The 13,892-nt window shown below is 64.9% G+C and carries 13 protein-coding genes; 3 read left to right on the top strand and 10 right to left on the bottom strand.

Annotation, left to right across the window (positions count from 1 at the left end; genetic code table 11):
- Nucleotides 1-191 precede the first annotated feature (191 nt).
- From pilQ to pilM, 5 genes are read right to left on the bottom strand one after another with little or no spacing between them, the layout of a single operon-like run.
- Entirely contained in the window at nt 192-2,324 is a 2,133-nt protein-coding gene (pilQ, locus tag KHP16_RS27215) for a type IV pilus secretin PilQ (protein WP_109585115.1), read from the bottom strand.
- Complete coding sequence (locus tag KHP16_RS27210; RefSeq protein ID WP_109585114.1) at nt 2,321-2,851, bottom strand: pilus assembly protein PilP; 531 nt, start codon at nt 2,849-2,851, stop codon at nt 2,321-2,323. Before KHP16_RS27210 ends, pilQ begins: the two co-directional genes overlap by 4 nt.
- Complete coding sequence (locus KHP16_RS27205; RefSeq protein WP_109585113.1) at nt 2,848-3,540, bottom strand: type IV pilus inner membrane component PilO; 693 nt, start codon at nt 3,538-3,540, stop codon at nt 2,848-2,850. The genes KHP16_RS27210 and KHP16_RS27205 overlap by 4 nt, the downstream gene beginning before the upstream one ends.
- Nucleotides 3,541-3,542: 2 nt before the next feature.
- A complete protein-coding gene (locus KHP16_RS27200) occupies nt 3,543-4,202 on the bottom strand; it encodes a PilN domain-containing protein (RefSeq protein ID WP_109585112.1) in 660 nt (219 codons plus the stop codon).
- 18 nt (nt 4,203-4,220) lie between these two features.
- A complete protein-coding gene (gene pilM, locus KHP16_RS27195) occupies nt 4,221-5,291 on the bottom strand; it encodes a type IV pilus assembly protein PilM (protein WP_179594853.1) in 1,071 nt (356 codons plus the stop codon).
- Between the two features lie 392 nt (nt 5,292-5,683).
- On the opposite strand from pilM, the gene KHP16_RS27190 reads away from it, so the two are divergent.
- On the top strand, nt 5,684-8,068 hold the full coding sequence (locus KHP16_RS27190) for a penicillin-binding protein 1A (protein ID WP_109585110.1): 2,385 nt from the start codon (nt 5,684-5,686) through the stop codon (nt 8,066-8,068).
- 84 nt (nt 8,069-8,152) lie between these two features.
- Here KHP16_RS27190 and cyaY read toward each other — a convergent pair whose 3' ends face one another.
- Nucleotides 8,153-8,488, bottom strand: coding sequence for an iron donor protein CyaY (gene cyaY, locus KHP16_RS27185; protein ID WP_109585109.1), 336 nt, complete (start codon nt 8,486-8,488; stop codon nt 8,153-8,155).
- A 118-nt stretch (nt 8,489-8,606) separates the two neighbouring features.
- On the opposite strand from cyaY, the gene lptM reads away from it, so the two are divergent.
- Together lptM and lysA are read left to right on the top strand one after the other, a co-directional pair.
- Nucleotides 8,607-8,894 (top strand): LPS translocon maturation chaperone LptM, encoded by a 288-nt coding sequence (gene lptM, locus KHP16_RS28725; protein ID WP_283445853.1) that lies wholly within the window; start codon nt 8,607-8,609, stop codon nt 8,892-8,894.
- A 2-nt stretch (nt 8,895-8,896) separates the two neighbouring features.
- Nucleotides 8,897-10,156 carry a diaminopimelate decarboxylase gene (gene lysA, locus KHP16_RS27175; protein ID WP_121492950.1) on the top strand — a complete coding sequence of 420 codons (1,260 nt, stop codon included), beginning with the start codon at nt 8,897-8,899 and terminating at the stop codon, nt 10,154-10,156.
- On the opposite strand, the gene msrQ is transcribed toward lysA, so the two are convergent.
- From msrQ to ccsB, 4 genes are all read right to left on the bottom strand, one after another.
- Nucleotides 10,146-10,835 carry a protein-methionine-sulfoxide reductase heme-binding subunit MsrQ gene (gene msrQ / locus KHP16_RS27170; protein ID WP_211961546.1) on the bottom strand — a complete coding sequence of 230 codons (690 nt, stop codon included), beginning with the start codon at nt 10,833-10,835 and terminating at the stop codon, nt 10,146-10,148. The two genes, lysA and msrQ, sit on opposite strands and share 11 nt — an antisense overlap.
- Nucleotides 10,835-11,839, bottom strand: coding sequence for a protein-methionine-sulfoxide reductase catalytic subunit MsrP (gene msrP, locus KHP16_RS27165; protein ID WP_109585106.1), 1,005 nt, complete (start codon nt 11,837-11,839; stop codon nt 10,835-10,837). Before msrP ends, msrQ begins: the two co-directional genes overlap by 1 nt.
- A gap of 221 nt (nt 11,840-12,060) precedes the next feature.
- Nucleotides 12,061-12,471 (bottom strand): COG4315 family predicted lipoprotein, encoded by a 411-nt coding sequence (locus tag KHP16_RS27160; RefSeq protein ID WP_109585105.1) that lies wholly within the window; start codon nt 12,469-12,471, stop codon nt 12,061-12,063.
- A 181-nt stretch (nt 12,472-12,652) separates the two neighbouring features.
- Nucleotides 12,653-13,825, bottom strand: coding sequence for a c-type cytochrome biogenesis protein CcsB (ccsB, locus tag KHP16_RS27155; protein WP_121492953.1), 1,173 nt, complete (start codon nt 13,823-13,825; stop codon nt 12,653-12,655).
- Nucleotides 13,826-13,892 lie beyond the last annotated feature (67 nt).

The following is a 13,892-nucleotide window of genomic DNA, read 5'->3' as shown; positions in this document are numbered from 1 at the left end:
GGCCCACTGTCGTCTTGCCGGCCCCCATCAGGCCGACAAAGTAAAGATTCGGAGGGAGATTCGGGCGGGGAGCTGCTGTCACTGTCGTTGAGGAGACGAAGTCGGCTTCGCCTCACATGTAAAAAAGGCCGCGTCGATGTGACGCGGCCTGCCAGTCTACTGCATCCAACGGGTGCGGCGCACCCGCGGCCTCATTTCAGCGACACATTGTCGTTGAGAATACGCGGGGTCAGGAATACCAGCAGCTCCGTACGATCGTCCTGCTTCGAATTGTCGCGGAACAGGTAGCCGAGCACGGGAATGTCGCCGAGCAGCGGCACCTTGTTCGAGTTGTTCTTCAGCGTCTGCTGATAGATGCCCCCGATCACGACCGTGCCGCCGTTCTCCACCAGCACCTGCGTCTGCACGTGCTTGGTGTCGATGGCGAAGCCGACCGGCGTCTGAATTCCGGGGCTGTCCTTGTTCACGTCCACTTCCAGCATCACGTTGCCTTCCGGCGTGATCTGCGGCGTCACCTCGAGCTTCAGGTTGGCTTTCTTGAAGCTGACCGCGGTCGCGCCGCTCGACGTCGATTGCTGGTACGGGAACTCGGTACCCTGCTCGATCAGCGCCTTCACGTTGTTGGCCGTGACCACGCGCGGGCTGGAGATGATCTTGCCCTTGCCGTCCGCTTCCAGCGCCGACAGCTCCAGCGCCAGGAACCGGCCCGCGCCCGCATTGAACAGGCTCACCGCGACCGAGGCCGGATTGATCGTGTTGATCGCCGCGGCCGGCAGGCTCACCGCCGGACCGTTATCCCACGTCGCGTCCTGCGTCACCGGGCTGACCACGTTCGTGTACGAGTTGCCGTACCCAGCGCCACTGCGCTGCGAGGCAAACCCGAGCTTCACGCCGAGGTTGCGGCTGAACGTGTCGGAAGCTTCGACGATCCGCGCCTCGATGATGACCTGGCGCACCGGAATGTCGATCTTCTGCAGGAACGCCTGCACTTCCTCGAGCTTGCTGCCGATGTCCGACACGAACAGCTGGTTCGTACGCGGATCCGCGGTCAGCGAGCCGCGCTTGGACAGGATACGGTTGGCCGTCCCGCCACCGACGCCGCCCACCGCGGGCGCCGCGCCGCCGGCGCCGCCCGTCGGCGCGATACCAAGCAGCATACGGCGCACGTCGTCTGCGCGCTGATAGTTCAGCTGGAACACCTGGCTGCGGATCGGCTCGAGTTCCACGATCTGCGCGCGCGCCTCGAGCTCGGCCTTTTCCTTCTCGGCGAGTTCGTTCTTCGGCGCGACCCACAGCACGTTGCCGCTGCGGCGCGACGCCAAACCCTTGGCATCGAGCACGATCTGCAGCGCCTGATCCCACGGCACATCCTTCAGGCGGAGCGTCAGGTTGCCCTGCACGGATTCGCTCGTGATGATGTTGAGGCCCGTGAAGTCCGCGAAAACCTGCAGCAGCGAACGGATGTCGATGTTCTGGAAGTTCAGCGACATGCGCTCGCCACGGAAGCCCTGTCCCGAGATCAGCTTGTTCGGATCATCCTTGACCGGGCGCACCTCGACCACGAATTGCGTGTCGGTCTGGTACGAGCTGTATTCCCAGTTGCCGCGCGGCTCGATGGTCAGGCGCGCGTTACCGGTCGTGTCCGTCGCGCGCATCGCCTGCACGGGCGAGCCGAAGTCGCTCACGTCAAAGCGGCGGCGCAGATCCGCGGGCAACGACGTGCCGAGAAAATCGACCACGAGGTTCTGGCCCTGCTGCGCGATGTTTATGCCCGAATCGCGCGACGACAGGTCGACCACCACGCGGCCGGCGTTGTCGGTGCCGCGGCGGAAATCGATGTTACGCACGCTCGGCCGCGATGCCGCCGCGGCGGCGGCAGCGGTGGCGCTCGGCGCGAACGTCGGTGCCGCCGGCTTGATCGACTGCGACGCGTTCTCGATCAGCACCACGAACTGGTTGCCGCGGATCTCGGTGCGGTACGGCGCCGTGCGCACGAGGTCCAGCACCACGCGGGTACGGTTCCCGATCTGCATCACGTTGGCGCCCTTGAGCACCTTGCCCGCATAGTCGTACTGCGCGCGTCCCGGCGCGAAGCCGGTGTCCATCAGGTCGATGGCGATGCGCGCCGGATTCTGCGTCGTAAAGTCCGCGGGCTTTTCGCGCGGCGCCGTTTGCAGGTCCACCGTGAATACGGTCTGTTCGCCAATCACGTTGGCGTCCACCTGCTTGACCTGGTTTGTCTGAGCCCATGCAGCCGGGGTGGCCAGCACGAGCGCCATCGCCGCGGCGCCAGCAAGCGCGCGGTACCAACGTGCCGTGTTCATGCGGACCCCTCCAGCTTCAGGCTGGTCATTTTCTCTTTCCAATCTGTGACCCCTTCCCGAACCAATTCGCGCAACACGATCTCCTGATCGCTGATGCGGACCACCCGGCCATAGTTCTGGCCGAGATACTGACCCACCTTGATGTGATGGATCTTGTTATCTACGCGTACCACGCCGTAGGTCTCGCCGTGCTTCTTCATCATGCCAAGCATCTTGAAGTTCTCCAGCGGATAGTCTTCAAGCGGCTCGCGTCGCCGGCCGGCCTCCGGCGACTCGGACATCGTCTTGTTCAGCTCGCCGATCTTCGTCTGCGCGAAGGGCTCCGGCGCGCTGCGGCCGCCGTACTCGCGCGGCACGTACGGCGTCACGTCGGGCAGCGGCTCGGGCGGCGGCACACGCGCGGCGCGCGTCGCTGCCATCCACTGCTGCAACTCCTCTTCCTGGCTGCCCCCGCAGCCTCCCAGCGTGACGGTCGTCACGGCCAGCACGGCCAGCAGGAGGCCACGTCGATCGATCGTCGCGATCATTTGGCACCTCCGGCCTTGCCGCCGTTCTTGTTCTTGGCCGCGGCATCCGCGGCGGCGCGGCGCTGCGCTGCCTGCTCGTCGGCGTCGAGCGCGCGGTAAGCCATCGCGATCGCCTCCATCGAGAGCACGCCATCCTTCCCCATCGACAGGTTGAGCCCGCGCATCGACACGATCCGCGACAACGCGGCCACGTCCGCGTTGAACTGCGCGATGTCGTGATAGCGGCCCGTGACCTTGAGGTTGACCGGAATCTCGGCGTAGTACGGCTTGACGGTGGCGGGCTGCGGCTTGAACAGTTCGAACTGCAGCCCGCGCGCCACGCCGGCATGGTTCACGTCGGCGAGCAGCGCGTCCATCTCGGTCTTGTTCGGCAGCTGACGTTCGGCGAGCGCCACGCGCTTCTCCACCTCGACCTTCTGCTCACGCAGCGCGGCGAGGTTGGCCACCTGCGCCACCTTGCTCTTGTAGGCCTGCCGCAGTTGCTGCTGCTCCGCCTGCTTGCGCTCGAGCTCGTCGGACTTGTCGCTCCAGTAGAACTGCCAGCCGAGCGCGAGCACCAGTGCCGCCGAAAGTATCGAGAACACGATGCGCGGCGCGGCCGGCCACGTCTCGGGCTCGTTGAGGTTCAGGCCACGAAACTGCGTCGTAAGGTCCGTCAGCGAGAGATTCAGATTCGGATTGAACGCCATGGTCAGACCTTTCCGCCCTTGATGCCGTTCGCGCCATTGGCGTCGTTGCCAGGCCCCGCGGCGGCACCCTTCTTCTTGTCCGCGGGCACTTCGGGCGCGCGGTAAGAGAAGCGCATGGAGAAGTCGAACAGGCGGCGTTGCTCGCGCAGGTTGTTCGTCATGGTGACGGCCTTCGACTCGCCGAGTTCGGCGCGATCGAGCCAGCCGACCAGGCTCAGGTTGCGGAGCAGTTCGGAGATGCGCTCGTTCGACTGGGCAATGCCCGTCATGACGAAGTTGTCGCCGGTCTGCTTCAGCGTCGACAGATAGACGCCTTCCGGCACCTGGCGGACGAGTTCCTCGAGCAACTGCACGGGCAGGTTGCGTTCGGCCTGCAGGCTCTCGATCGCGCGCTGGCGGTCGAGCAGCGACTCGATGTCTTTCTTCAGCGTGTTGACCTCGCTGATCTTGACATCCATCGCCGCGTTGGCCGACTTCAGCTGCTCGTTGAGCGCCATCTCATCATCGATGCGGCCGTCGATGTACATGCCGCCGATCAGCACGATGAGCGCGCCGGCACCGGCCGCGCCGCCCAACATCGTGTAGACCTTCTTGCGTCGGGCCGCCTTGCGCGCTTCGTGATACGGCAGCAGGTTGACCGACGGGATCGTATTGGTGGACATGCTTCGCCCCCGGTTGGGTTATTGCAGCCCGCGCAATGCCAGTCCCGCGCTGACGATGTAGGCGGGCAGGTCGCGCTGGAGATAGCGCTCGTTGACCTTGCCCGCGGTCGTCATGTTGGCGAAAGGATTGGCCAGCGTGGTCGTGATCTGCGTCTGCTGCTGGATGGCGGCCTGCACGCCGAACAGCGACGCATGGCCGCCCGACAGCAGGATCTCGTCGACCCGGCCCAGGCTCGAACTCGCGATGAAGTTGCCGATCGCACCCTGCACCTCCATTGCCAGCGCCTCGAGCGAGGGCTTGAGCAACTGGGCGCGCCAGGCTTCCGGCAGCGTGTTCTTGCGCTTCTTGATCTCCGCCTTCAGCGCGTCGAGCGTGAACATGCGTGCCGCGCTCTGCGTCAGCTGATCGCCATAGCTGTTGAGCGGCTGCTCGTACAGCTCTTTCCAACCCTGATAGAAAATCGCTTTGGAGCGGCTGCCGCCGAGGTGCACCACGGCAATGACGGGCAGGTCCTTCGCGTCGGCCTCCGTCAGCGACTCGGACACGCCGAGCATCTGCACGATCGAGCGCTGGACGGCGTACTCCTCGACGTCCATGACCTGCGGCTTCAGGCCCGCCATCTCGGCAGCCGTCACACGCTCCTGCACGCGGTCGCTGTTGGCCGCCGTCACGCGGACGCCGATGCCACCTTCGGTCTCGTTCGGACCGATGACCGCGAAGTCGAAATTGACCGCCTGCGATGGCGGATAAAGGCGATGCGCCTCCGATTCGACCTGCGAATAGAGTTCGTCTTCGGACAGGTTGTCCGGCAGACTGACCGTCTGGGATTCGGTCAGCATGGACGGCACGCCGAGGACCACGTCCTTGGTACGGATGCCGGCCTTGCCGAGCGCGCGCTTGAGCGCGATGCCAACGGCCTCGATGTTGATGACGTTGCCATCGGCAACGGCATTGCGATCCAGCAGTTCGCTGGCGCATTTCTCCAGCCGGTAATCGCTCCTGCCCGCACCAACGGACAGCTCGACGACCTTGACGCTGGACGACCCAATATCCACGCCGACCGTAGTCCGGCGCAGAAGACCCGACAAGATGCCCCGTCGCAAGGTGACCCCCTGACATTGAACTCGCACCCGGCATGACTGCTCTAATAGTGCGATTCTGTTTCTTGGATGAAACGTTTCTCTTTATGTTGCGGATTCTCACAAAAAGCCGGGACGGTGGCAATGTGGCCGTTTCAACACGCTTTCTTTTTGTGACCGCGCCCACCAAAGCGTTGCCAAAAACCGACGCTCGCGTGCCCTTCCCCGCCGTCACGGTGATGCCATGCATGGTTGTCTGGTTAGACATCAATCGCGTTACATGCAGATCTGAGCGCCATTACATCTTGTAACAGCGGGATAGCGCCTTTTGCCGCACCGCGCGGCGGATTGCGCCCATTCGCAACGATATAATCCGGGCACTCAGATCACGTAGACCCTCCATGGCCACAGCACAACAGAAGCCGTCCCTTCCCGTTCGCCGCCCCCTCTGGGTGCGCGCGATGTTCTGGTTGGTCGGACTGTTCGTCGCGGGAATCGTCACGGTCGCGCTACTGGTCGGCTATGCGCTGCTGGTCGCCGAGCCGAACCTGCCGTCGCTCGACACGATCACCGATTACCGCCCCAAGATCCCGCTTCGCATCTACACGTCGGATAACGTGCTGATCGGCGAGTTCGGCGAGGAGCGCCGCAACTTCGTGCCCATCGGGGAGATTCCCGACGTGATGAAGAAGGCCGTGCTCGCAATCGAGGACGACCGCTTCTACGAACATGGCGGCGTGGACTTCGTGGGCGTGCTGCGGGCCGGCCTGGCCAACCTGCGGGGCGGCCTGTCGCAGGGCGCGTCGACCATCACGATGCAGGTCGCGCGCAACTTCTTCCTCTCCAGCGAGAAGACGTACACGCGCAAGATCTACGAGATGCTGCTCGCGTACAAGATCGAGGCCAACCTGACGAAGGATCAGATTCTCGAGGTCTACATGAACCAGATCTATCTGGGTCAGCGCGCCTACGGTTTCGCGAGCGCCGCGCGCGTGTACTTCGGCAAGTCGATCAGGGACGTCACGCCGGCGGAGGCCGCGATGCTGGCCGGCCTGCCCAAGGCGCCGTCGGCCTACAATCCCGTGGTCAATCCGCGCCGCGCGAAGGTCCGCCAGGAATACATCCTCCAGCGCATGCGCGACCTGGGCTACATCACGCCCGAGCAATACGACACGGCCGTGCGCGAAGACCTCAAGGTCCGGAACGAGGGCAACGAGTTCTCGACGCACGCCGAGTACGTCGCCGAAATCGTGCGCCAGCTGATGTACGCGCAGTATCGCGAGGAAACGTACACGCGCGGCCTCACGGTCTACACCACGCTCGCCAAGCCGGATCAGGACGCCGCGTACGACGCCGTGCGCGCGAACATCATGGCCTATGAGCGCCGCCACGGATATCGCGGTCCGGAGGCGTTCATCGATCTGCCTTCCGGCGCGGCCGAGCGCGAGCAGGCGATCGACGATGCGCTGGTCGAGCATCCGGGGAGCGACGACATGCGTTCCGCGGTGGTCACGAGTGTCTCGGCCAAGCGCGTGGAAGCCACGCTGCTGTCGGGGGAAGTGGCCGCGATCGAAGGTCAGGCGCTGCGCTTCATCGCGCCGTCCCTCGCCAACAACGCGCAGCCGAAGGTACGCATCCGGCCGGGCGCGATCATCCGCGTCACGCAGGACGAGAAGGACAAGTCGTGGTCGGTCACGCAGTTGCCGGAAGTCTCGGCCGCGTTCGTGTCGATGAGTCCCGAGGACGGGCAGATCCGCGCGATGGTCGGCGGGTTCGACTTCAACCGGAACAAGTTCAACCACGTCACGCAGGCATGGCGTCAGCCGGGTTCGAGCTTCAAGCCGTTCATCTACTCGGCCGCGCTCGAGAAGGGCTTCTCGCCGGCGACCGTCATCAACGACGCGCCGCTCACGATCGGTCCCGACACCGGTGGCCAGGTGTGGGAGCCGAAGAACTATGACGGCAAGTTCGAGGGCCCGATGACGATGCGCCGCGCGCTGGCCAAGTCCAAGAACCTGGTCTCGGTGCGCATTCTCCGCGCGATCGGCACGCAGTACGCGCAGGACTACATCACGCGCTTCGGCTTCGAAGCCGACAAGCACCCGGCCTACCTGCCGATGGCGCTCGGCGCGGGCAACGTCACGCCGCTGCAGATGGCGGGCGCCTACTCGGTGTTCGCCAACGGCGGCTACCGCGTGAATCCGTACCTGATCCAGCGTGTGGTGGACTCGCGCGGCAAGGTGCTGTCGGAAACGCAGCCGCAACGCGCGGGCCAGGACGCCGTGCGCGTGCTCGATGCGCGGACGGCATTCATCGCGGACAGCATGCTGCGTGAAGTCGTGCGCTCGGGTACGGCAAACCCGGCCAAGCAGCGTCTGGGCCGCAACGACCTGGCCGGCAAGACCGGTACGACGAACGATTCGGTCGACGCATGGTTCGCGGGCTATACGCCGAAGCTGGTGGGGATTGCCTGGATGGGTTATGACCAGCCGAAGAGCCTTGGCGCCCGGGAGACCGGCGGCGGCCTGGCCCTGCCGATCTGGACGAGCTACATGAGCAAGGTGCTCAAGGGCGTCCCGGAATCCCCGGACCGCCAACCGCCAGAAGGCGTGGTCATGGTCGCGGGCGACTGGACATTCGAAGAGAATGCCGGCGGCGCCGGCGTGGCATCGGTGGGCCTCGGCGACCCGTGGCCAGGCAAGCCGGATGACAGCGGCCAGCACGCCCCGTCGCCGGAACCCGAATCGGAAAAACGCAAGATTCTGGAAATGTTCGGCGGCGCCTGACCGGCCTGCTTCAGGCCCCTTCTCGCTCGAGGAGGGGCCCGTTCTTCCTTCCGTTCTTCCTTCCGTTCTTCCTTCCGTTCTTCCTTACTTCAGTTCGATTTCCGCCCCGGCCTGCTGGCTCATATACCCGGACAGCGCCGCATACAACTCCCCGCCCCCACGCGTATCCATCCACTTCGCCCCATCATGGCGGAAGTGAAAGCCACCGGCCCGCGCGGCCACCCACAGCTCCTGCATCGGCGCCTGGCTGTTGACGATGATCTTGGAGCCATCCTCGAACTCCAGCTCCATCACGTTACCGGTACGGTTGATTTCGACATCCGCATCGGCCGCATCCGCGGCGGCTTCGATCGCTGCCTCGAGGCGGTCCAGCTCGGCCGTGGCCAGCGTCAGGAACTCGGTTTCACTCAGGGGGGGCATGCTAAACTCCAAGGCCGCCGGACGCATGCGCCCGGCGCTGTTGATTTCAGGGTGTGACGATCGGAATGCTGCCCGCATCGCCGGCCATCCGCCCGCAAAGCCAGAGCCATTCCAGACCATGAAGGACATTCCGATGCTGCGCCAGATTCCGATGCCGCGCCGTGCGATTGTATCGGCGTTTGCGGCCGGCCTCGCGATGACCCTCGCCGGCTGCGGCATTCGCGGGCCGCTGTACATGCCCAGGGTGCCGTCCGCGCCGACCGCGCCGACCGTCCCCGACACCGGCCTCGGAAACCCGAATACACCGATGCCCCCGATGCCGGCCGACAGGTCCGAGACCGCGCCCACCGGTGCATCGTCCTCCGGCACGCCCACCCTCCCGGCGTCCGCCCCCACCGCACGTTGAACATGACCGCATTTTTCCATCGCCAGAACGGCGCGCTCGCCGTCGAGCAAGTCCCGCTCGCCCGCATCGCCGCCGAATTTGGCACGCCGACCTACGTCTACTCGCGCGCCGCGCTGACGACCGCCTACCAGGCCTACGCCGCCGCCTGCAAAGGCCGCCGCGCGCATGTGCAATACGCGATGAAGGCCAACTCGAACCTCGCGGTGCTCCAGGTATTCGCGAAGCTCGGCGCGGGATTCGACATCGTGTCGGGGGGTGAATTGCTGCGCGTGCTGGCCGCCGGCGGCGATCCGCGCAAGGTCGTCTTCTCTGGCGTCGGCAAGACCGAAGCGGAGATGGAGCTCGCCCTGTCGCACGACGTGCGCGGCTTCAACGTCGAATCCATTCCTGAACTGGACCGCCTGAACGCCGTCGCCGGCCGCGTGGGCAAGCGCGCGCGCGTGTCGCTGCGCATCAACCCGGACGTCGACGCCAAGACGCACCCGTACATCTCCACGGGCCTCAAGGGCAACAAGTTCGGCGTGGCCTTCGACGACGTCATGCAGACGTATCGTGCCGCCGCCGCACTGCCGCACCTCGAAGTGACGGGCATCGACTGCCATATCGGTTCGCAGATCACGGAAGTCGCCCCTTACCTCGAGGCGCTCGACAAGGTGCTGGACGTCGTGGAAGCGCTTGCGCGCGAAGGCATCGACCTCGAGCACATCGACGTGGGCGGCGGTCTCGGCATCACGTACGACGACGAAACCCCGCCGGACATTACCGGCTTCGCGACCACCCTGCTCGAGCGCGTGGCCGAGCGCGGCCATGGTCATCGCGAAGTGCTGTTCGAGCCGGGCCGCTCGCTCGTGGGCAACGCGGGCGCGCTGCTGACCACTGTCGAGTTCCTGAAGCCCGGCGAGAGCAAGAACTTCTGCATCGTTGATGCCGCGATGAACGACCTCGCACGTCCGGCGATGTACGAGGCCTACCACCGCATCGAGGCCGTGACGCCGCGCGCGGATAGCGCCGTGACGTACGACATCGTCGGTCCGGTTTGCGAATCGGGAGACTGGCTGGGTCGCGACCGCGCGCTGGCGGTGCAGCCTGGCGACCTGCTCGCCGTGATGTCAGCAGGTGCCTATGGCTTCGTGATGAGTTCGAACTACAACACCCGTGGCCGCGCGGCCGAAGTGCTGGTGGATGGCGATAGCGTGCATCTGGTGCGCGACCGCGAACGGCCGGAAGACCTGTTCCGCGGCGAGCACCTGCTCAAGGCCTGACGGCCACGCGCTTGCGCGCCGCCCACCACGCGCGCAAGCCGAGCAGCACGAACACGACGGCCGCGTAGATCGACACTTCATTGAAGTCGTTCTTGCCGGCCTTGTGCCACCAGTAATGCAGGATGGCGAGCACCGCGACCGCATAGATCGCCTTGTGCAGGATCTGCCAGCGCTTGCCACCCAGTCGCTTCACCATCCCGTGTGTGGACGTGAGCGCGAGTGGAATCATCAGCAGGAACGCCGCAAACCCCACCGTGATGAACGGCCGCTTGGCGACGTCCTCGATCATGTACGCCACATCGAAGCCGCGGTCGACAGCCAGCCACAGCAGGAAGTGCTGCGCGCCGTAGAAGAACGTGAAGAGTCCCAGCGGCCGGCGCAGGCGAATCAGCCAGTTCCATCCCGTCAGCCGCCGTACCGGCGTCACCGCCAGCGTCGCGCACAACAGCACCAGCGTCCACGTCCCCGTCGAGCGGGTCACGAATTCGAGCGGATTCGCGCCGAACTGCGCCGTTGCCCCGAGATACAGCAGCCGCGCAAACGGCAGCAGCGCCAGCACCCACACCACGGTCTTCACCGCACGCAAACGCGCCGGCGACAGCATCGATAACGCGCCGGCGGATGTGGTGCCGCCCGCCGCGCCGGCATTGTTTGCGATCACGTTCCGCTCCCGCGCCATCAAAAGAACTTCTTGAGGTCCATGCCCGCGTACAGCGATGCCACCTGCTGGCCGTAGCCATTGAACGGCAGTGTCTTGCGCTTGGGCGCGAACAACGCGGCAAACCCGCCCGATCCCTTGTCCTCGCCGATCCGCCGCTCGGTCGCCTGACTCCAGCGCGGGTGGTCGACGTCGGGGTTCACGTTCGAGTAGAAGCCGTATTCGCTCGGCGCGGCCAGGTTCCAACTGGTCGGCGGCTGCTTGTCCACGAAGCGGATCTTCACGATCGACTTCGCGCTCTTGAATCCATACTTCCAGGGCAACACCATGCGCACCGGCGCGCCATTCTGGTTCGGCAGCACCTCGCCGTAGAGGCCGAATGTCAGCAGCGCAAGCGGATGCATGGCTTCGTCCATGCGCAGGCCTTCACTATACGGCCACTCCAGCACCGAACTGCCGATACCCGGCATCTGCTTCTTGTCGGCGAGCGTGATGAACTGCACGAACTTGGCCCCGGGCTGCGGCTCCACGCGGCGGATCAACTCCGACAGCGAATAGCCCACCCATGGAATCACCATCGACCAGCCCTCCACGCAGCGCATGCGATAGACGCGCTCCTCGAGCGGCGCGAGCTTGAGCAGCTCGTCGATGTCGTACACCTTGGGCTGCTTCACGAGCCCTTCGACCGACACCTGCCAGGGCCGCGGACGTAACGTGCCCGCATAACGCGCGGGGTCCGACTTGTCGGTCCCGAACTCGTAGAAGTTGTTGTACGTGGTGGCGTCCTCGTACGGCGTCACCTTCTCGGTGATCGCGTAGGCCGTGTTCGGCTTGGCGGCGAGCTTGGCACCGTGTGCCTGGGCCGCGTGCGCCTGTCGCATGAGCCACGGCGACATCGTGGCGCCGGCAGCCCCTGCCGCGGCCATCATCAACAACCGGCGCCGCGATTCGAACACTTCGCGCGGCGTGATTTCCGACGCGGCGATATCGTCGCCACGAAGCCATTTGGGGGAAGGAATCAGCATTTCAGAAACACCTCGGTTCGGCCATGACGGGCATGCCGTAGCGTACCCATTGCAGCGTTGGACTTTCCGCTTCGTCGGTTGGTGCGGGCAATCCTGACAACAATTTTGTATTCCACTGTATCGCCGTAGCCGCCGTGGACGAGCATGCCGATCGGGGTGCGAAGCAGACGCGGCCGTGCCTGGTCCGGACAACGGACCATGCACGGCATCAGTGGGACGGATCAGGGCTTGGCAACGTGCCAGACGTTGTTCAGGTTGTCGCCGGTCTTGTCGCCGGGCTTGGCATCCTTGGCAAAACGGTACAGCGGGCTGCCCTTGTAGGCCCACTGACGCGTACCGTCGTCGCGCGTGATGATGGTGTAGCTGCCGCTCGCGCTCGTGCCGGGGCTGGCCAGCAGCGGCGGCCAGTTGGTCGCGCAGGTCGCGTTGCATACACTCTTGCCGCTATTGGCGGTATCGCGGTCGAACGTGTACAGCGTCAGCCCCTGCGGATCGGTCAGCACGCCATCCGTCACCTTGACGGTGGGGGGCAGGCTACCGGTCGAGCCGCCCATGCCCGCACAGGCGCCGAGCAGGATCGAAGCAGATGCCAGCGCAATGCCAGCCGGGCGGAACAGCGAGTTCAATGCCATGGTGAGTTCTCCTTCTCGTTGTTGGACGCCGACCGCCGGCGCCCGCTTCTCTCAGTAAACACTGGATGTGACGCCTTTATTCCCGCAAGGTGCCACTTTTTTTCGCCGCCAACAAAAAACCCGTCGCAAAATGCGACGGGTTCGTCATATTAAAGAATACCGACCGAGGCGGCGAACGTGATCAAAGCTCACCGTAACTGTGGAGCCCGGAGAGGAACATGTTCACGCCCAAAAACGCGAACGTGGTAACCAGCAGTCCCACCAGCGACCACCACGCCGCCATCGTGCCCCGCAGCCCCTTCATCAGCCGCATATGCAGCCAGGCCGCATAGTTGAGCCACACGATGAGCGCCCAGGTTTCCTTCGGATCCCAGCTCCAGTAGCCGCCCCAGGCTTCCGCGGCCCACAGCGCGCCCAGGATCGTCGCGATGGTGAAGAACGCGAAGCCCACGGCGATCGCCTTGTACATGACGTCGTCGAGGAGTTCGAGCGACGGCAGACGCTCCGCGAGGATGCCGCGCTGCTTGAGCAAATACGCCACCGCGACCATCGCCGCGAGCGAGAACGTGCCATAGCCGATGAAATTCGCCGGCACATGGATCTTCATCCACCAGCTTTGCAGCGCGGGCACCAGCGGCTGAATCTCCTGCGCGTTGCGGCTCACGGTGTACCAGAGCAGGAAACCGACCGCCGCCGAGACCACCAGCATGACGAACGGCCCCAGCGCGCGCGTCGCATAGCGGCGCTCGTAGTAAAGGTAGAACAGCGACGTGATCAGCGTGAACAGCACGAACACTTCGTAAAGGTTCGAGATCGGGATATGGCCGACGTCCGTGCCGATCAGATAGGACTCGTACCAGCGCACGAGCAAACCCGTGAAGCCCAGCACCACCGCGGCCCAGCACAGCTTGCTGCCGATGCTGTACCCCGTGTCCGCGCGCGTGACGAGCCCGACCCAGTAAAACAGCGTGGAAAGAAACACGAGCGCGCTCATCCACAGGATCGCGGACTGGCTCGACAGGAAGTACTTCAGGAAGAAGGCCTGCTCGGCGCGCGCGAGGTCGCCGTGATAAAGCTGGATCGCGCCGATCGACAGCACCGCGAGGCCCGCCATCAGCGGCCGCACGGGCTTCCAGTGCCATCCGAGCAAGGCGAACGTCGGCACCGCGCCGATCAGGATCGCCTTGTCGTAGACGTTCATCCACTGGCCATATTGCGAGAGCGCAACGCCGGCCCCGGCGACCAGCAGCACGGCGTACAGCCAGTCCACCCATGACAGGCGGCGCAGGAATGACGGTTCAAGATAGGCCTCGTCGGCGTGGGCAGCCGTGGCGGGGTTCACATTGGAAGACATGGCATTCCTGCTCTTGTGGTTTCGTGTCGCCTCGAATTCGACCGTCGCGGAGTCGCGGGGATAAGAG

It is taken from the genome of Cupriavidus plantarum (assembly GCF_905397285.1).
Taxonomy (GTDB): domain Bacteria; phylum Pseudomonadota; class Gammaproteobacteria; order Burkholderiales; family Burkholderiaceae; genus Cupriavidus; species Cupriavidus plantarum.
The sequence above is the reverse complement of the archived record's forward strand: the minus strand, read 5'-3'. Positions and strand labels throughout refer to the sequence as shown.